The sequence below is a fragment of the uncultured Pseudokineococcus sp. genome (genome assembly GCF_947495735.1).
GTDB lineage: Bacteria > Actinomycetota > Actinomycetes > Actinomycetales > Quadrisphaeraceae > Pseudokineococcus.
The window spans coordinates 536,567-554,116 of record NZ_CANMAA010000001.1; the positions used below are offsets into that span (position 1 = coordinate 536,567).

Genomic DNA, 17,550 nt, shown 5'->3' on the forward strand with positions numbered 1-17,550 from the left:
GACACGGTCACCCGGCCCACCGCCGCCATGCGCCGGGCCATGGCCGAGGCGCTGGTCGGCGACGACGTGTACGGCGAGGACCCCACCACCTCGGCGCTGGAGGAGCGGGTGGCCGCCCTGCTCGGCCACGAGGCGGGCCTCTTCACGCCCACCGGGTCGATGGCCAACGTCCTCGGCGTCCGGCTGCTCGTCGAGCCTGGCCAGGAGCTGCTGTGCGACAGCCTCGCCCACGTCGTGCGGGCGGAGATGGGCGCGCACGGGGCGCTGGGCGGCATCACGACCCGGACCTGGCCCTGCGTGCCGGGGCCGGGCGCGCCGGCGGGGCTGGTCGACGCCGGCGTCGTCGAGGCGATGATGACGCCCGACGCGGGCCCGTACCTCGTCTCGACCGCGGCGGTGGCGGTGGAGAACACCCACAACTTCGGCGGCGGCACCATCACCCCGCTGCCCGTGCTGGAGGACCTGCGCGAGCGCACCCGCGCCGCCGGGGTGGCGGTCCACCTGGACGGCGCGCGGCTGTGGAACGCGGCCGTCGCCGACGGCGTGGAGCTCGCCGCCTACGGGGCCTGCGCGGACACGGTCTCGGTCTGCCTGTCCAAGGGCCTCGGCGCACCCGTCGGCTCGGTCCTCGTCGGCAGCGCCGAGCGCATCGCCCGCGCCCGGGTGCTCCGCAAGCGGTTCGGCGGGGGCATGCGCCAGACCGGCGTGCTCGCGGCCGCGGGGCTGCACGCGCTCGACCACCACGTCGACCGCCTGGCCGAGGACCACCGGCGCGCCGCCGACCTCGCGGCCGCGTGCGCGGCTGCGCTGCCCGGCTGCGTCGACCCCGCCGCGGTGCGCAGCAACATCGTCGTGCTCGACGTCCCCGGGGCGGCCGCGCTCGCCGCCGCGGCCGCCGAGCGCGGGGTGCGCACCTCCGCGCTGGGCCCGCGCATGCTCCGGCTGGTCACGCACCTGGACGTCGACGAGGCGGGTGCGCGCCGGGCCGCGGAGGTGCTCGCGGAGGTGCTGCACGGCGCCGCGGAGACCGGCGGCGGCGCCGCGAGCGGGTCACCGGGACGCCGGCAGCCGTGAACCGGGGAACGGGGGGACCGACCGGGGGCGACGGGGAGGACGACGGTGCGGGGGCGCCGCTGGGCGCCTACGTCGCGCCGCGCGTCCTGCCGCCCGGCCAGCAGGCGCTGCCGGACCTGCCGGTCATGCACTACGGGCGCGTGCCGCGCTTCCGCCCCGAGCGGTGGAACCTCGTCGTCGAGGGCGCCACCCGGGACAGCCAGCGCCACACCGTGGACTACGAGGCCTTCAGCGCCATGCCCCGTGCCCGGGTCCGGGCCGACCTGCACTGCGCGGCCCGGTGGAGCGTCCTCGACAACGAGTGGGAGGGCGTCCCCGCCCGCGAGCTGGTCGAGCAGCACCCGCCGTCCGACGACGTCGTCGGCGCCCTCGTCTACGCCGAGTACGGCTACTCGGCCACCGTGCGCCTGGAGGACCTCACCTCGCCCCGGACCCTGCTGGCCACCCACCGCGGCGGGGAGCCGCTGACGCCCGAGCACGGCTTCCCGGTGCGCCTGGTCCTGCCGCACCTGTACTCCTGGAAGGGTCCCAAGTGGTTCCGCGGCTGGGAGTACCTCACCGAGGTCAAGCGCGGCTTCTGGGAGGACCGCGGCTACCACGCCGTCGGGGACTGCTGGCGCCAGGAGCGGTACGCCTACCAGGAGGACGAGGCGCCCGGTCGGGGCTGACCGGCACCCGCGGCCCGGCGGACGGCGCGCCGACGGCCGTCAGACGACGGTGAGGGTGACCGTGCTCCCGGGCTCGGCCTCGCTGCCGCCGTCGACGCTCTGGTCGCGGACGGTGCCGAAGAACCCGCCGAGGACGCTCTCCTCCTCCACGACGAACCCGGCGTCCTCGAGGGCCGTGCGCGCCGCCTCCAGCTGCAGGCCGACGACGTCGGGGACGGGCACGAGCTCGGGGCCGAGGGAGACCACGAGCGCGACGTCGTCGCCGGCGAAGAGGGTGCCGTCCTCGGGGCTCTGCCGGACGACCTCGCCCTCGGGCACCTCGTCGCTGTTCTCCTCGGTGACGACGGCCTCGAGGCCGGCCTCCGAGACGGCGTCGACGGCGTCGCCCCGGGGGCGTCCGACGACGTCGGGGACGTCGAGGGGCTCGCGGCCCCGGGAGGCCACCACCTCGACCCCCTCGCCGCGGCGCAGCTCCTCGCCGTCCTCGGGCTCCTGGCTCACCACGTCGCCCTCGGGGACCTGCTCGTCGTAGACGGGCTCGCCCTCCTCCAGCACCAGCCCGAGGCCCTCGACCTCGCGGCGGGCGTCGCCGAGGTCGTCGCCGACGAGGTCGGGCACGGCGGCGAACTCCGACCCGCGGGAGACGAAGAGCCGCACGACCTCGCCCGGGCCGACGTCCTGGCCCGCGCCGGGGCTGCTGTCGATCACGGTGCCCGCCGGGACCCCGTCGTCGAAGCGCTCGGAGACCTCCGAGGCGAGACCCGCGTCGGCGAGGACGTCCTGGGCCACCTCGGCGGGCAGCCCGGCCGTCGGGGGCGCGGCCACGTCCGCGCCGGGGCCGAGGAGGACCCACCACGCGGCGCCGCCGACGAGCACCGCGGTGAGCACGAGCGCCAGGAGGGCGCCGAGCGCGCGGCGCCGGCGCCGGGGCCGACGGCCCGGTGCTCCTGCGGGCGCGGGCGCGGGCACGGCGGCGGCTGCGGACCGGCTCCCGCGGCGCCCGCCGGTGCCGTCGGGCAGCGCCGTCGTGGGGGAGGTGGTGCCGGGGGACGAGGCGTCGTGCCCGGACGCGCGCGTGCCCGCGCCGACCGCTCCGCCCTCCACGGCCGCGGGCTCTCCGACCGGGAGGGGTCCCACGTGCTCGCGGTGGCCGGGCAGCGCGGCCGTCGCCAGCGCGGGAGTCGCCGCGCCCGCCCCGCGCTCGGGTGCGCGACCGGTGGGGCGGGGCGCGGCGTCCGCGGCCGTGACGGGCAGGTCGCGGCGCAGGGCCCGCACCTCGTGCACGAGCTCGCGCGCGTCGGCCGGGCGCTCGTCGGGGTCCCGGGCGGTCATCCACAGCACGAGGTCGTCCAGCTCGGCGGGGACGCCGTCCACGAGCTCGCTGGGGGCGGGCACGTCGCGCGTCACGTGCTGGTGCGCCACCTGGATCGGCACCTCGCCGGTGAACGGCTGCGTGCCGGTGAGCATCTCGAACAGCGTGATCCCGGCGGCGTAGACGTCGGTGCGGGCGTCGGCGGTGCCGTGCAGGACGAGCTCGGGGGAGAGGTAGGCCACGGTGCCCATGAGCACGCCCGTGGCGGTGGACGTCTGCGTGCTGGCCGCCCGCGCGAGCCCGAAGTCGGCGACCTTGACCCGCCCGTCGTCGGTGAGCAGCACGTTCTCCGGCTTGACGTCGCGGTGCACGACCCCGGCCCGGTGAGCGGCGGCGAGCGCCTCCAGGACGGGCTCGAGCACCGCCAGCGCCGTGCCGGCGCGCAGCGGGCCCTCGGCGGCCAGCAGGTCCCGCAGGGTGCTGCCCGGGACGAGCTCGAGGACGAGGTAGACCACGCCGTGGCCGAGGGCGTCGTCGCGTCCCTGGTCGAAGACGCCGACGACGCTGGGGGACGACACGCGCGCCGCGGCGACGGCCTCGCGGTGGAACCTCGCGACGAAGTCCGGGTCCTGGGCGAGGTGGGGGTGCATCACCTTGAGCGCGACGTCGCGGTCCAGCCGCGTGTCGGTGGCGCGGTAGACGGTGGCCATCCCGCCCCGCGCGATCCGGCTCACCACGGTGTAGCGACCGTCGACGGAGGCGCCGACGAGGGGGTCCGCGACGCCGTCCGCCAGACCTCCCGCCATGGGCCGAGTCTAGGGAGGGCCGTGCGCCGGCCCGGTCAGCCCCGCCGGGGCGGACCGGGCCGACCGGTCAGCGGTACTGGCGCATCAGGGTCTGGATGCCGGCGACGTACCGGCGCGTGTCGGCGTACATGCCGCGGCTGCGGACCGAGCCGAGCCCCTGGTAGTACCCGGCGATGGCGGTGGCCTGGTCCGGGGCGCTGCGCGTCAGCGAGCGCAGGATCACGACGCCCGCCGTGACGTTGTCCTGCGGGTCGAGCAGGTCGATCCGCTGGCCGGAGAGCTGCGAGGCCCACTCCCCGGACGACGGGACGACCTGCATGACGCCGACGGCGTTGGCCGGGGAGACGGAGCGCATGTTGAAGCCCGACTCCTGGAAGGCCACCGCCTGCGCGAGGGCCGGGTCGACGCCCCAGCGCCGGGCCGTGTCGCGGACCATCTGCCGCATCTGGTCGCGGCTCGGCACCGAGCGGGCGGCGAGCGCGTCGCGGTTCGCCGTCGCCGCCCGCGTCGTCGAGGACGGGTACGAGCGCCCCAGGAACGTGGAGGGCACCGGTGCGCTGCTGCTGGGGGCGGGGGAGGCGGAGCTCCCCGGGACCGAGAGCCGCTGGCCCACCCTGATCAGCCCGTCGGCGCCCACGCCCGGGTTCACCTGGCGCAGCGCGGACACCGTGGTGCCCTGCCGGCGGGCGATGGTGCTGAGGCTGTCGCCGGGGCGCACGGTGTAGGTGCCGGACGCGCGGGGAGCGGCCGGCGCGGGTGCGGCCGCGCCCTTCCCGCCGGACAGGCGCAGGACCTGGCCGGCGCGGATGGAGGCGCGGGAGTCGAGGCCGTTGGCCTCGATGATCGCGCGCTGGGAGGTGCCGGTGCGGGCGGCGATGGCGCCGACGGTGTCGCCGGGGCGCACGGTGTAGGTGCCGCCGGCGGGCGCCGCGCTGCGGCCGGGGGCGGCCGGCGCCGCAGCGCCCTTCCCGCCGGACAGGCGCAGCTCCTGCCCGGCGCGCAGGGACCCGCGGGAGTCGAGGCCGTTGGCCTCGATGATCGCGCGCTGGGAGGTGCCGGTGCGGGCGGCGATGCCGCTGACCGTGTCCCCGGGCTGCACGACGTACGTGCCGCCACCGGGCGCCGCGGCCGCGGCGGCGCGGTCGAGGCGCAGGACCTGGCCGACGCGGATCGAGCCGCGGTCGTCGAGGCCGTTGGCGGCGACGACCTCCTGCTGGGACAGGCCGCTGCGCCGGGCGATGCCGCTGACGGTGTCCCCACGCTGCACGACGTAGGTGCGCCCCGTGGCCGCAGCCACCACCGCCACCGGGGCGGCGAGCTGGACCTCCTCGCGCGGCGCCTCGGGGCGCGGGGCGGCCGCGGTCCCGCCCGCCGGGCGTCCGCGCTCGTCCGCGCGGGGAGCCTCCTCGGCCGAGGCCGCCGCCGCCGCGGGCAGGAGACCGCCCGCGCCGAGCGCGGCCGCGACGACGAGGGAGAGATGGCGGCCGCGTCGGCGGCGGGGGGTCCCGTGAGCGCTCGCAGTGGCCGTGGTCGGGGCGGTGGCGTGGGGGGCGTCGGTGCCGGCCGGGGCCAGCGCGGGGGGCGTCGTCATGGCGTCCTTCGCGGTTCTCGTCTCGATCGGGCGGACCCGGTCGCCCCGGCGGGGCGGGCCCCGCAGCAGCTCGTCGACGGGCGACGTCGCGGGACGTGTGACTCGTGTGACTGGCGTGGTTCGGGAGGTTCAGGTGGTTCGTGATGCTGCTGTGACGAAACGTACCTCAGTGACGAACGGCTGCGGAGAGTCACAACGGTGCAACTCCTCCTGGCGGGTGACGGACGCCGCGCCGCCGTCGGGACGGGGCGTGTCGGGCGGTCCCGCCGCGGTTCTCGTGCTGCGGCGGCGACGCGGGGCCGAGCCGTCCGGCCGCGGTGCCGGTGGGCGTGGGAGGGCGGCCGTCGGGGGCGGCACGGAGGCCGGAGCGGGACGCGAGCGGCGGTGCGTGGTCCGGCGGAGCCGTCCGTGGCAGGCTCGGGGCGTGAGCACGGCACCCGCGAGCCCCCGAGGCGACGACCACCAGCAGGAGCGGTCCGCCGCCGCCGAGCTCGAGGAGCTCGTGGAGGAGTGGTGGACGCTGGCCGAGGTGGCCGAGCACCTCGACCTGTCGCTGAACCAGGTGCGGCGACTGGTCGCCGACCGCGACCTGGTCGCCGTCCGCCGGGGGAAGCCGCGCGCCGACTGCGTGCCCCGGGCGCTGGTGGACCCGGAGCCGCTCCGGCGGCTGCGGGGCACGGCGGTGGTGCTCCACGACGCCGGCTACTCCGACGCCGAGGCCCTGCGGTGGCTCTTCACGCCGGACCCCTCGCTGCCCGGGACGCCCGTGGAGGCCCTGCGCGCCGAGCACCGCACCACCGAGGTCCGCCGGAGGGCGCAGGCGCTCGCGTTCTGAGGCGCCGCCCCTGACCCCACCCCCGCGGCGGTCCGGGCGGGGTCAGGCGCTGCGCCAGGCCCGCTCGTCGCGCCGCGCGCGCCGCGCGCGGGCCAGCGCGGGCAGCGCCACGCGCAGTCGCCGGGGCGTCGGCACGGAGACGCGCCGGTGCAGCACCCGCAGGTCGGCGTCCTCGACGGCGCCGAGGATCCCGCCGTAGAGCTCCTCGGCGCAGGCGATGGCGTCGCGGGTCGTGGGGTCGAGCATCCCCACGCCCGGCGCGGCGCGCGCGTACAGCTCGCGCGTGCGGGCCACCTCGAGCTGCAGCAGCGTGCGCACGCCGGGCGTCAGCGACGCCGACCGGCGGCAGTGCCACAGCTCGTCGCGGTCGACGCCGCAGGCGTCGAGGTCCTCCTGCGGCAGGTACACGCGGCCGCGCTCGAGGTCCTCGCCGACGTCGCGGATGAAGTTCGACATCTGGAAGGCCTCGCCGAGGGTGCGCGCGCACCGGGCCGCCGGCTCCTCCAGCCCGGGCAGCGGCTCCAGGACCGGCAGCATCTGCAGCCCGATGACGGCCGCGGACCCGTGCATGTACTCCACGAGGTCGGCCCACGTCGCGTAGCCGGTCTCGGTGATGTCCATGCGCATCGAGGCGAGGAACGCGCGCACGTGCACCCGGGGGATGTCCCAGCGCTCCATGGTCAGCGCCATGGCCCGGCTCACGGCGTCCGGCGCCGTGCCGCCGGCGCGCGCGCCGTCCAGGCCGAGCCAGAACTCCTCCTCGAAGCGCACGAGCGCGTCGGGGTCGGGGGAGGTGAGGCTGTCGACGAACTCGTCGGCGTAGCGCGCGAAGCCGTACAGCGCCCACACCCAGGGGCGCTTGGCCGGCGGCAGCAGCGTCGTCGCGAGGTAGTACGTGCGCCCGTGCTCGGCGTGCAGCCGGCGGCACTCCTGGAAGTCGGCGCGCAGGCCGGCGTCGGAGATGCCGGCCGCGTCGAGCGAGCGCTCCCCGACCCGGTAGCGGCCGTGCGCGGGCGCCCGCACGCCGACGGTCGTCGTCGCCCCGCTCACCGGTAGGCCCGCGAGCGGTAGCCGGGCACCTTGCCGGTGATGCGCTCGGCGGCCAGCCGGCCCGAGACGAGCACCATGGGCACGCCCACGCCGGGCTGGGTGCCCGAGCCGGTGAAGACGACGTTCTCGCCCCACATGTTGCCCGGCCGGAAGGGCCCGGTCTGGCTGAAGGCGTGCGAGGCCGCGAACGGCGCCCCCGCCTCCATGCCGCGGCGCTGCCAGTCCAGCGGCGTCGTGACGTCCTCGACCTCGATGCCGTCCCCGAAGCCCGGGAAGCCCCGCGACTCCATGGTCCGCAGCACGTGCTCGCGGTAGTGCGGGCCGATGCGCTCCCAGTCCAGGTCGGGGGCGCTCTGGAGGTTGGGCGTCGGGAAGAGCACGTAGTAGGTGTGCCGCCCCTCCGGCGCCGCGGTCGGGTCCGAGACCGAGGGGGTGGAGATCAGGACGCTGGGGTCGCTCATGAGCCGGCCGCCGGTCAGCTCGGCGAACACCTCCTCCCAGGCGTGCCCGAAGGAGATCGTGTGGTGGGCGGCGTCCGGGTAGTGCGCCGTCGAGCCGGCGAGCATGAGGTAGCAGGACGGCGAGTACGTCATCCGCTTCGACGTGCGGCTCTCGACGCCCAGCAGGTCGCGGTAGGCGACCGGGAGGTCGGGGTTGAGGACGACGGCGTCGCAGGGGATGCGCTCGCCGCCCTCGGTGATGACGGCGCTCGCCCGACCGCCGCTGTGCTCCACCGAGGCCACCGGGGTGCTGTACCGGATGTCGACGCCGTGGGCCTCCAGCGCCCCGGCCATGGCCTCGGGGACGGCGGCCACGCCGCCGCGGGGGAAGTACACGCCCGCGACCGAGTCCATGTAGGCGATGACGGCGTACAGGGCGAGGGCGTCGTAGGGCGACAGGCCCGCGTAGAGCGCCTGGAAGGAGAACGCCCGCTGGGTCCGGGTGTCCTTGAGGTAGCGCTCGACCCGCGGCGCGAGCTTGCCGAAGCCGCCGAGGGCGGCGAGGCGCGCGAGGTCGGGCGTGACCAGGTCGAGCGGGGTGTCGATGTTCGTGTCGATGAAGTCGCGCATCTCCGCGCGGTAGAGCTTGGAGACGTAGTCGACGTAGCGCAGGTAGCCCTTCGCCTCGTCGGGACCGACGACGCGCTCGATCTCGGCGGCCATGTCGCCGGCGTCGGAGTGCACGTCCATCGAGGAGCCGTCCGCGAACTGGGCGCGGTACAGCGGGGAGACAGGGTCGAGGGTGAGCCAGTCCTCCATCGACTCCCCGAGCGCGTCGAAGCAGTCGGCGATGAGGTCGGGCATCGTCAGGACGGTGGGGCCCGGGTCGAACCGGTAGGTGCCCGTGGGGCCCTGCAGCTCCAGGCGGCCGGCGCGGCCGCCCGGGACGGCCTCGCGCTCGAGCAGGGTCACGCGCCGCCCGGACCCGGCCAGGCGCATGGCAGCGGACAGGCCGGCCAGGCCGGCGCCGACGACGACGACGTGGTCGCTGGGGCCCGACGTCGTGCGCAGCCGGCCGGGGACGGCGGCCTGGGCGGCCCAGCGGGCCCAGCGGCGGGAGCTGCCGGAGCCCTGGCCGAGGCCGGTGAGGAGCGGGCTCACGGGGCGTCCTCGCGCAGGCGGCTCGTGCGGTCCTCGGGGTGCTGGCTCATGGGGTGTCCTCGCGTGGGAGCGGCTGGTGCCGGGGGGATGTCGGCGGGGTCGGGGCCGGCACGGTGAGGCGGTGGGGCGCGGGGCGGGGCGCCCCGCGCGGTCAGGCGGTGCGGGCGGTGGCGATGGACACGAGCTCTCCCAGCGCCGCGCGGGCCTCCTCGGTGACGGGAGCGCCGGACAGCGCCGCTCGGGAGCGGGCGACGAGGTCGTCGATGAGCTGCTCGACGGCCGCCAGCGAGCCCGTCCGCTCGATGAGGTCCTGCAGCGAGGCCACGCCGTCGTCGTCGAGGTCGGGGGCGCCGAGCAGCGAGGCGAGCAGCGCGGCGTCCCCCGCGCTGCCGCGCTGGGCGGCGAGGGCGACGAGCATCGTGCGCTTGCCCTCGCGCAGGTCGTCGCCCGCGGGCTTGCCGGTGACGGCGGGGTCGCCGTACACGCCGAGGACGTCGTCGCGGAGCTGGAACGCCTCGCCGAGGGGGAGCCCGTAGGCCGACAGGGCGGCGCGCTGGGCCGCGTCGGCGCCCGCGAGGGCGGCGCCGATCAGCAGCGGGTGCTCCACGGTGTACTTGGCGCTCTTCCACCGCAGCACGCGCAGGGCGCGGTCGTCGGCGCCCTCGGGGGCGCCGCCGGAGGCCTGCTCGAGGACGTCGAGGTACTGCCCCGCCATGAGCTGGGTGCGCATGCGGTCGAAGACGAGCCGGGCCGCCACCAGGCGCTCGGGGTCGGCGCCGCAGGACGTGAGGGTCTCGTCGCTCCAGGCCAGGCAGAGGTCCCCGGCCAGGATGGCCGCCGCCTCCCCGAACCGCTCGCACGACCCGCTCCAGCCCTCGGCCGCGTGGGCGTTCGCGAAGCGGCGGTGCAGCGCGGGCATGCCCCGGCGGGTGTCGGAGCCGTCCATGACGTCGTCGTGGATGAGCGCGGCCGCCTGGAACAGCTCCAGGGCTGCGCCGACGCGGGCCTCCACGGCGCCGTCCTGCCCGCCCGCGGCCCGGTATCCCCAGGCGCAGAAGGACGGTCTCAGCCGCTTCCCCCCGGCCACGAGGTCGGCCACCGCGTCGACCAGGGGCTCCGTCTCGGGGGCCACCTCGGCGAGCACGCCCCGCTGACGGGCGAGCACGGCGTCGAGCTCGGCCTGGACGCCGCGCCGCAGCGCCTGGGCCCTCGCCGCGTGCGCGTCCACGTCCGACCTCCTGCCGTCGTGCCCGCTGCTGGACCCGATCGCCTGCCGCCGCCCGGAGGGGCGCCGTCCGGGAAGCGTAGGCGCCAGGGCCACAGCTGTGGGGGTCGGGCGCCGCGGGCGGCTCGGCGCGTCCACGGGCCGGAGCACCTCGGGGCGCCCGGACGGGCGCGGCTAGCCTCAGGCCATGGTGACCGGCGGGGCCCCCTTGCAGGACGTGCTGGCGGACCTGCGCGCCAGCGGCAGGCCGTCGCTGTCCTTCGAGTTCTTCCCCCCGCGCGACGACGCCGGGGAGGGCGTGCTCTGGGAGTCGCTGCGGCGCGTGGAGGCCCTCGAGCCCACGTTCGTCTCCGTGACCTACGGCGCCGGCGGGTCGACGCGGGACCGCACCGTGCGCGCCACGCGCGCGGTCGCGCGCGAGACCACCATGTCGCCGGTCGCCCACCTCACGTGCGTCTCGGCCTCGCGGGCCGAGCTGCGCAGGGTCGTCGGCGAGTACGCCGACGCGGGCGTGTCGTCGGTGCTGGCGCTGCGCGGGGACCCGCCAGGCGGCCCCGGGACTCCGTGGGAGCGGCACCCGCAGGGGCTCGGGACGGCGCTGGAGCTCGTGGAGCTGCTGCGCTCCCTGGGGGGCTTCACCGTGGGCGTCGCGGCCTTCCCGCACCGGCACCCGGAGTCCGCCGACGCCGAGCAGGACGCCCGCGTGCTGGCGCTGAAGGCCCGCGCGGGCGCCTCCTTCGCGGTGACCCAGCTGTTCTACGAGGCCCGGCTGTGGACCGAGCTCGTGGACCGCGCCGCCGGCCACGGCTGCGACATCCCGGTGCTGCCCGGGCTCATGGCGATCACCTCGCTCAAGCAGGTCCCCGTCTTCGCGAAGCTCTCGGGGGCCCCGGTGCCGCCGCCGCTCGTCGCGCGGCTCGAGGCGGCGCAGCGCAGCGGCGGGGACGCGGAGGTGCGCCGGGTCGGCGTCGAGGCGACGGCCGAGCTCGGCGCCGAGCTCCTCGAGGCGGGCGCCCCGGGGCTGCACCTGTACACGCTCAACCGCTCGTCCGCGTCGCTGGAGGTCGTCCGCGCCCTCGGCCTGCGCGACGAGGACCGCACCGCCGCAGCCGTCCGAGCCGTCCCGGCCCAGGCGGGCGCGAGCCAGGCGGGGGCGAGCCAGACGGGTGCGACCCCGGCGGGCACCGCGCACCCCGTGCCCGCGGCGCCCTGAGCCGGGTGCGCGCCCGCGACCTGCCCGACCGGGAGGAGCACCTGCGCCGCTGGGCCGCGCTGCACGGCGCGCCGGTGCCCACGGGCCTCGTGCGCTGGTGGCTGTCGGTCGTCCACGCGCTCTCGCTCCCGCTGGCGCGCGCCGGCGTCGCGCCGACGGCGCTGACGGCCGCGGGCCTCCTGCTGCCGCTGGCCGCGCTCCCCGCCGCGGCCGCCGGCGGGCGCTGGGCGCTGCTCGTGCCCGCCCTCGTGCTCGTCTCGGGCGTCGTCGACAGCCTGGACGGCGGTGTCGCGGTGCTGCGGGGGGCCACGAGCTCCTGGGGGGCGGTGGCCGACGCGCTCGCCGACCGGCTCGCCGACGCGCTCGCCCTGGCCGCGCTGTGGCTGCTCGGCGCGCCCGGGCCGGTGCTCGTGGCCGCGGGGGCGCTCGCCGCGCTCGCCGAGTACGCCCGCGCGCGCGGCGGGGCGGCCGGCGTCCAGGACGTCGGCGTGGTCACGGTGGGGGAGCGGCCCACGCGCGTGCTGGTCGTGTCCGCGGCCGCGCTCGTCGCCGGCTCGCGTCCCGAGCAGGCGGGGACGTGGGCCGCGGTGGGGGCGTGGGCCGCTCTCGGCGTGGCCGTCGTCGCGCTGGCGCAGCTGCTCCCCGTCCTGCGGCGCCAGCTCCGGGACCTCGACCGGGACAGCGAGCGGGACGCCGGCCGGGAGACCTCCGGCGGCGGGGGAGGGTCGGCGTGAGCCTCCTCGACCGCGTGCCCGAGCGGGCGCCCCGCCCGACCGGCACCCGCTGGATGGACGGCGCCCGCGTCGTCGCCATCGTGGCCGTCGTCCTGATCCACCTGCTGGCCCCCGTCGTGGAGGGACGCGGCGTGCCGACCGGGAGCGCCGGCTGGTGGGTGGCCAACGCCCTCGACGCCGGGACCCGCTGGTGCGTCCCGGTCTTCGTGATGATCTCCGGCGCGCTGGCGCTCGACCCCGCGCGCACGAGCCGCCCGCGCGACTACTTCCGCCGTCGCCTCGCCCGCATCGGCGTGCCGCTCGCGGTGTGGACGGTCGTCTACCTGCTCTTCCGCGCCGTCGTGCTCGGCGCCGACCTGACGCCGGCCGACGCCGCCGTCGACGTGGCCCGCGGGGCGCCGTTCCTGCAGCTGTACTTCCTCTACGTCCTCGCCGGCCTGGTCCTCGCCACGCCGTTCCTCAAGGTCGTGACGCGCCACGCCACGTGGCGGATGTCCCTGGGGCTCGCGGTGGTGCTCCTGGCGCTGGGCGTGCTCGACCAGGTCCTGGCCTTCGCGGGCGGGGTGGGGGAGGCCAACGCCGCCACGCAGTTCCTGCCCTTCGCGGGCTACTACGTCCTCGGCTGGTGCCTGCGCGACGTCCTCGTCCGGGGCCGGGGGCTCGCCCTCGCCCGGGCCGGCCTCTACGGGTCGATCGCGCTCACGGCTCTGGCCGCGGGGGTCGCCGGCTACGGGAGCCTCGGGCGCTACGCCTACGACTTCCTCTCCCCGACCGTCGTCGTCGGCTCGGCCTGCGCCTACCTGCTGCTGCACCGCGGCCTCGACCGCCTGCCGGAGCGGGTCGCGCGCGCCGTGGACCGGTGGGCGCCCTACGCGTTCGGCGTCTTCCTCGTGCACGGCGCGCTCGTCTACGGGCTGCGCTCCCTGACCGGCCCCCCGGACTCGCTCGCCGAGGTGCTCGCGACGGTGCTGCTGCTCCTGCCCGCGCACCTGGTCGCCGCCACAGCGCTGACCTGGGTGCTGCTGCAGGTCCCCTACCTGCGCGCCGTGCTCGGCGAGCCCGCCCGACGCCCTCCCCGGCGCGCCGCCGGAGCCCGGACGGGCTGACGAGACGGGGCGATGGTCCCGGATGAGGCACACTGGGAGTTCCGCGGCGCCTCCGGCGCCCCGCCGAGCCGCCCCCGCAGCTCTCCGGCAGCGGCTCGGCAGCACTCCGCCGAGCCCGCCGGCCCCCGCGGGAGGAGCCCCTCGGCGCCCGCACCTCCGGCCCGAGAGGCACCTGTGCCCGAGTCCCGTCCGTCCCGTCCCTCCTCCTCCTCCCGCGGCGGCTCGCCCCGCCGCGGCGGCGGTGCCCCGCGCAGCGGCGGTGCACCGCGCAGCGGTGGTGCCCCGCGCGGCGGTGGCCGCCCGGCCCCCGCCCCGTCGGCGCCCGCCGACGACCTCGCCGGCGCCGTGCTCGTCTCCGAGGACGCCCTCGTCGAGCAGTCCTTCGCCGAGCTGGGCGTCCCGCAGCCGCTGGCGACCTCGCTGTCCGGTCGCGGCTTCGAGAAGCCCTTCCCCATCCAGGCCGTCACGCTGCCCCACACCCTCGCCGGCCGCGACGTCCTCGGCCGCGGGCGCACGGGGTCGGGCAAGACGCTCGCCTTCGCGCTGCCGCTGGCCGCCCGACTGGCCGGCACCGCCGGCGGACGCCGCAGCCCCGGGCGTCCCCGCGGTCTCGTGCTGGCGCCGACGCGCGAGCTCGCCACGCAGATCACCGCGACGCTCGAGCCCCTCGCCACCGCGGTCGGCCTGAAGGTCACGACCATCTTCGGCGGGGTGCCCCAGGGCCGTCAGGTCACCGCGCTGTCGGCCGGGGTCGACGTCGTCGTCGCCTGCCCGGGCCGCCTGGAGGACCTCATCGGCCAGGGCCACCTGCGCCTGGACGAGGTCGAGGTCACCGTGCTGGACGAGGCCGACCACATGGCCGACCTCGGCTTCCTGCCCGGCGTCAAGCGCCTGCTCGACCGCACGCCCGAGGTCGGCCAGCGCATGCTCTTCTCGGCGACGCTCGACAACGGCGTGGACGTGCTCGTGCGCCGCTACCTCACCGAGCCCCTCACCTTCGCCATCGACCCGGCGACCTCGCCGGTCGTGGAGATGACCCACCACTGGCTCTCGGTGCGCGACGCCGACACCAAGGCCGAGGTCGTGCGCACGCTCGCCTCCGGCACCGGCCGCCGGATGATGTTCCTGCGCACCAAGCACCAGGCGAAGAAGCTGGCCCGCCAGCTGACGGCCTCCGGCATCCCGGCGGTCGACCTGCAGGGCAACCTGTCCCAGAACAAGCGCCAGGAGAACCTGGCCGCCTTCTCCACCGGTGACGTCAAGGTGCTCGTGGCCACCGACATCGCGGCGCGGGGCATCCACGTCGACGACGTCGAGCTCGTCGTCCACGTCGACCCGCCCACGGAGCACAAGGCCTACCTGCACCGCTCCGGGCGCACCGCCCGCGCCGGCTCGGGCGGCGACGTCGTGACCCTCGTGCTGCCCGAGCAGAACGGCGACGTGCGCACGCTCGTGCGCCTGGCCGGCATCGCGCCCGCCAAGCACGACGTCGACGCCTCCTCCCCGGTCGTCGCCGAGCTCACCGGCTCGGTGGCCCCCCACGTCGAGCCGGCGCCCCCGGCGCCGGTCCAGCAGCCCTCCGCCGGGACCGGTCGACGCGGCCGCGGTCGCGGCGCGGGCGGCGGCCCCACCTCGGGCGGCGCGGCCTCCGGCGGCGGTGCTCGCGGCGCGGGCGGCGGCTCGCGCGGCGGCGGCGGCGGTCGTCGACCCAGCGGTGGCGGTGCGGGCGGCGGTGGCCGCGGCGGCGGCGCGCCCAAGACCTGGTCGTCGTCGTCCGACGGCTGGGGCGGCGGCTCCTCCTCCGGCCAGTCCTCCTCCGGCGCAGGCTCGTCCGGCGGCGGGTCGGCGGCTCGTCCGCCGGCGCAGCGCCGCTCGGTCGTCGACGTCTCCCGCGCGAGCGGCGGACGCCGCGGCGGTCGCTGACCGCACCGCAGCCCCGGCGCCGAGGACACCCGGCCACGACGACGTCGTGGCCGGGTGTCCTCGTCTGCGGGGGCGTCCGTCCCCGCACGGCGGGGCGGGCGGCCGGGGCGGCGTCGTGCCCCGCCCGTCGGTGGCCGGACGCCGGGCGGCGCGCCCGGTCTCGCCCGTCGGTGCCACGTGGTGTCCGGGGCGCCGGTCCCGCGGCACGTCGGTCCCGCCTCGCCGTCCGGGGGCTGTGGCGGTCGCGGCGTCAGGCGCGGCCGACCAGCCCCGCGACGATCTCGGCGGACAGGCCCACCAGGGGCAGGCCGCCTCCGGGGTGGCTGGACCCGCCGACGCAGTACAGGCCCGCCAGCTCGGTCTCGTTCGAGGGGCGCAGGAAGGCGGCGCGCGCGCCGTTGCTGGAGCTGCCGTAGATGGACCCGCCCACGCTGCCGGTGAGCCGCTCGAGGTCGGCCGGCGTGCGGACGCCCCGCCAGCGCACCCGGTCCCGGACGTCGAGGCCGCGCGCGGCCATCACGTCGAGCACGTGGTCGGCGTACCGCTCGGCCAGCGGGGTGCCGTCGTCCTCGACGGCGTCCCAGTCCACGCCCTCGCGAGGTGCACCGGGGCGGTGGCGCGGGGCGTTGACCAGGACGAACCAGGCCTCGGAGTCCTCGTCGGGCCGGGTGGCGGGGTCGTCCGGCGCGCTGATGTAGACCGTCGGGTCCTCGACCGGTGCCGGCGCCCCGCGGGAGCGGCCGGTGCCCGACAGCGCGTCGAACTCGGCGTCGTAGTCGGCGGGGAACAGCACGGTGTGGTGCTGGAGGTCCGGCGTCCTGCCCTCCAGGGCGAGCAGGAGCACGAAGCCGCTGGCGCTCGGCTCGGTGCGTCGCAGGCGGGCCGCGCCGCGCCGCCGCGCCCGGCCGGGCGGCAGGAGGGCCCGCCCCCCGGTGCCGACGCCGTAGAGCGCGGCGGCGTCGCCGGCCATGACGACGACGTCCGCCGCCACCTCCTCGCCGTCGGTGAGGCGGACGCCGGCCGCACGGCCGCCGCGGACGAGGACCTCCTCGACCGGTGCGCCGCAGCGGATCTCGCCACCGAGCGCCTCGACCCGCTCGGCCATGGCCACCACGAGCCGCCGCAGGCCACCGCGGACGTACCAGGAGCCGAAGGCGTGCTCGACGAAGGCCGTGGACGCGAGAGCGGCCGGCGCCCGGCGCGGGTCGGAGCCCGAGTAGGTGGCGTAGCGGTCGAGGACCATCCGCAGGGAGGGGTGCTCGAGCAGCTGCTCGCCGAGGCCGCGCAGCGACGTGAGCGGCGCGATGGTGCGCAGGTCCTCGCGGCGCCGCGCGAGGGGCAGCAGGGTGCGCAGACCCCGCAGCGGGGAGGTGAGGAACGGCCCGCGCGAGAGGTCCCAGATGCGCGACCCGCGCTCCAGCAGAGCCAGCCACTGGGCGCCCGCGCCCTCGCCGAGCGCCTCGTCGAGGGCGCGCCGCAGCGCGCCGCGCGAGCCCGTGGGCACGTCGACCCGGGTGCCGTCGGCGAAGCGGTAGCGGCACGCGACGTCGAGCGGGACGAGGTCGACGCAGGCCTCGAGCTTCTTCCCGGTCTTGAGGAACAGGTCCCGGTACACGGCGGGCAGCGTCACCAGGCTGGGGCCCGTGTCGAAGCCGAAGCCGTCGTGCTCGACCCAGCCGAGCTTGCCGCCCACCTCCTCGGCCGCCTCGAGGACGAGGACCTCGTGCCTCTGGCGGGCCAGGCGCATGGCGACGGCGAGACCGGCCGCCCCGGCGCCGACGACGACGACGCGGGCCATCAGGCGAGCTGGCCGCCGATCGAGAAGTCCTGCAGCCCGCCGGAGGAGGTGACCGAGAGCGTGAGCAGGTCCGCGGCGGCCGCGCGCGAGAACGTGGTGACGACGGCGCCCTCCACACCGGGCGGCGTCGTGGCCGTGAAGCCCTGGTCCGTGAGGGCCCCGGTGTAGAAGGCGACGACCTCCTCGGCGCTGCGCGACGTGCGACCGGCCAGCGCCACGGTGCGCCCGCCGCCCTCCTGCACCACGGCGTTGGACAGGGTCAGCTCGGCCTCGGGCAGCAGGGGCACCACGTCGAGGGGGAAGCCCTCCGCCACCTCACCGACCGCCACGCCGGTCGGGGACCCGGTCGGGACGTCGGAGGGGGACGGCGAGGCCGAGGGGTCGGGGCTCGCCGCGGGGTCGGACCCGCTCGGGGAGGGGACCTCCACGGGGGTGGGCACGGGCTCCGCGACGGTGCCGGGGTCTGCCTCGGACGTGCAGCCGGACAGGCCCAGGGCCGCGGCGACGACGAGCGCGGCGGCGGCCCGGGCCGGGCCCGGGGACGAGGAGGTGACCACCTGCTCACGGTAGCCCAGTGCGCCCCGGCTCCTCCCGGCGCGCGCCGGCGCGCGGGA

At 77.7% G+C, this 17,550-nt stretch carries 14 protein-coding genes; 7 read left to right on the plus strand and 7 right to left on the minus strand.

The window, feature by feature from the left end; translation table 11 throughout:
• Positions 1 to 27: 27 nt before the first annotated feature.
• Together Q0848_RS02255 and Q0848_RS02260 are read left to right on the plus strand one after the other, a co-directional pair.
• The gene (locus Q0848_RS02255) at positions 28 to 1,074 is read left to right on the plus strand and encodes a threonine aldolase family protein (RefSeq protein WP_366146380.1); all 1,047 of its coding nucleotides are present in this window, start codon (positions 28 to 30) and stop codon (positions 1,072 to 1,074) included.
• On the plus strand, positions 1,071 to 1,742 hold the full coding sequence (locus tag Q0848_RS02260; RefSeq protein ID WP_299034198.1) for a molybdopterin-dependent oxidoreductase: 672 nt from the start codon (positions 1,071 to 1,073) through the stop codon (positions 1,740 to 1,742). Before Q0848_RS02255 ends, Q0848_RS02260 begins: the two co-directional genes overlap by 4 nt.
• A gap of 39 nt (positions 1,743 to 1,781) precedes the next feature.
• Here Q0848_RS02260 and pknB read toward each other — a convergent pair whose 3' ends face one another.
• A complete protein-coding gene (pknB, locus tag Q0848_RS02265; protein WP_299034201.1) occupies positions 1,782 to 3,860 on the minus strand; it encodes a Stk1 family PASTA domain-containing Ser/Thr kinase in 2,079 nt (692 codons plus the stop codon).
• A gap of 67 nt (positions 3,861 to 3,927) precedes the next feature.
• The gene (locus tag Q0848_RS02270; RefSeq protein WP_299034204.1) at positions 3,928 to 5,451 is read right to left on the minus strand and encodes a LysM peptidoglycan-binding domain-containing protein; all 1,524 of its coding nucleotides are present in this window, start codon (positions 5,449 to 5,451) and stop codon (positions 3,928 to 3,930) included.
• Positions 5,452 to 5,875: 424 nt separating this feature from the next.
• Here Q0848_RS02270 and Q0848_RS02275 point away from each other — a divergent pair, with 424 nt between their 5' ends.
• Positions 5,876 to 6,286 carry an Rv2175c family DNA-binding protein gene (locus tag Q0848_RS02275; protein WP_299034207.1) on the plus strand — a complete coding sequence of 137 codons (411 nt, stop codon included), beginning with the start codon at positions 5,876 to 5,878 and terminating at the stop codon, positions 6,284 to 6,286.
• A gap of 42 nt (positions 6,287 to 6,328) precedes the next feature.
• Here the strand turns inward: Q0848_RS02275 and Q0848_RS02280 are convergent, their stop codons facing one another.
• The 3 genes from Q0848_RS02280 to Q0848_RS02290 all read right to left on the minus strand — a co-directional run bounded on the left by Q0848_RS02280 (position 6,329) and on the right by Q0848_RS02290 (position 10,165).
• Positions 6,329 to 7,336, minus strand: coding sequence for a phytoene/squalene synthase family protein (locus Q0848_RS02280; protein ID WP_299034210.1), 1,008 nt, complete (start codon positions 7,334 to 7,336; stop codon positions 6,329 to 6,331).
• The gene (crtI, locus tag Q0848_RS02285) at positions 7,333 to 8,847 is read right to left on the minus strand and encodes a phytoene desaturase family protein (protein WP_366146381.1); all 1,515 of its coding nucleotides are present in this window, start codon (positions 8,845 to 8,847) and stop codon (positions 7,333 to 7,335) included. The genes Q0848_RS02280 and crtI (Q0848_RS02285) overlap by 4 nt, the downstream gene beginning before the upstream one ends.
• 241 nt (positions 8,848 to 9,088) lie before the next feature.
• The gene (locus tag Q0848_RS02290; protein ID WP_299034216.1) at positions 9,089 to 10,165 is read right to left on the minus strand and encodes a polyprenyl synthetase family protein; all 1,077 of its coding nucleotides are present in this window, start codon (positions 10,163 to 10,165) and stop codon (positions 9,089 to 9,091) included.
• A 184-nt stretch (positions 10,166 to 10,349) separates the two neighbouring features.
• On the opposite strand from Q0848_RS02290, the gene Q0848_RS02295 reads away from it, so the two are divergent.
• The 4 genes from Q0848_RS02295 (at position 10,350) to Q0848_RS02310 (ending at position 15,138) form a co-directional block, all read left to right on the plus strand.
• Positions 10,350 to 11,375 carry a methylenetetrahydrofolate reductase gene (locus Q0848_RS02295; RefSeq protein WP_299034219.1) on the plus strand — a complete coding sequence of 342 codons (1,026 nt, stop codon included), beginning with the start codon at positions 10,350 to 10,352 and terminating at the stop codon, positions 11,373 to 11,375.
• Positions 11,376 to 11,380: 5 nt separating this feature from the next.
• Positions 11,381 to 12,109, plus strand: coding sequence for a CDP-alcohol phosphatidyltransferase family protein (locus tag Q0848_RS02300; protein ID WP_299034221.1), 729 nt, complete (start codon positions 11,381 to 11,383; stop codon positions 12,107 to 12,109).
• Entirely contained in the window at positions 12,106 to 13,215 is a 1,110-nt protein-coding gene (locus Q0848_RS02305; protein ID WP_299034223.1) for an acyltransferase, read from the plus strand. The genes Q0848_RS02300 and Q0848_RS02305 overlap by 4 nt, the downstream gene beginning before the upstream one ends.
• Before the next feature lie 345 nt (positions 13,216 to 13,560).
• Positions 13,561 to 15,138, plus strand: coding sequence for a DEAD/DEAH box helicase (locus Q0848_RS02310; RefSeq protein WP_366146382.1), 1,578 nt, complete (start codon positions 13,561 to 13,563; stop codon positions 15,136 to 15,138).
• Positions 15,139 to 15,388: 250 nt separating this feature from the next.
• Here the strand turns inward: Q0848_RS02310 and crtI (Q0848_RS02315) are convergent, their stop codons facing one another.
• Positions 15,389 to 16,936 carry an NAD(P)/FAD-dependent oxidoreductase gene (crtI, locus tag Q0848_RS02315; protein ID WP_299034229.1) on the minus strand — a complete coding sequence of 516 codons (1,548 nt, stop codon included), beginning with the start codon at positions 16,934 to 16,936 and terminating at the stop codon, positions 15,389 to 15,391.
• On the minus strand, positions 16,936 to 17,493 hold the full coding sequence (locus Q0848_RS02320; RefSeq protein WP_299034232.1) for a hypothetical protein: 558 nt from the start codon (positions 17,491 to 17,493) through the stop codon (positions 16,936 to 16,938). Before Q0848_RS02320 ends, crtI (Q0848_RS02315) begins: the two co-directional genes overlap by 1 nt.
• Positions 17,494 to 17,550 lie beyond the last annotated feature (57 nt).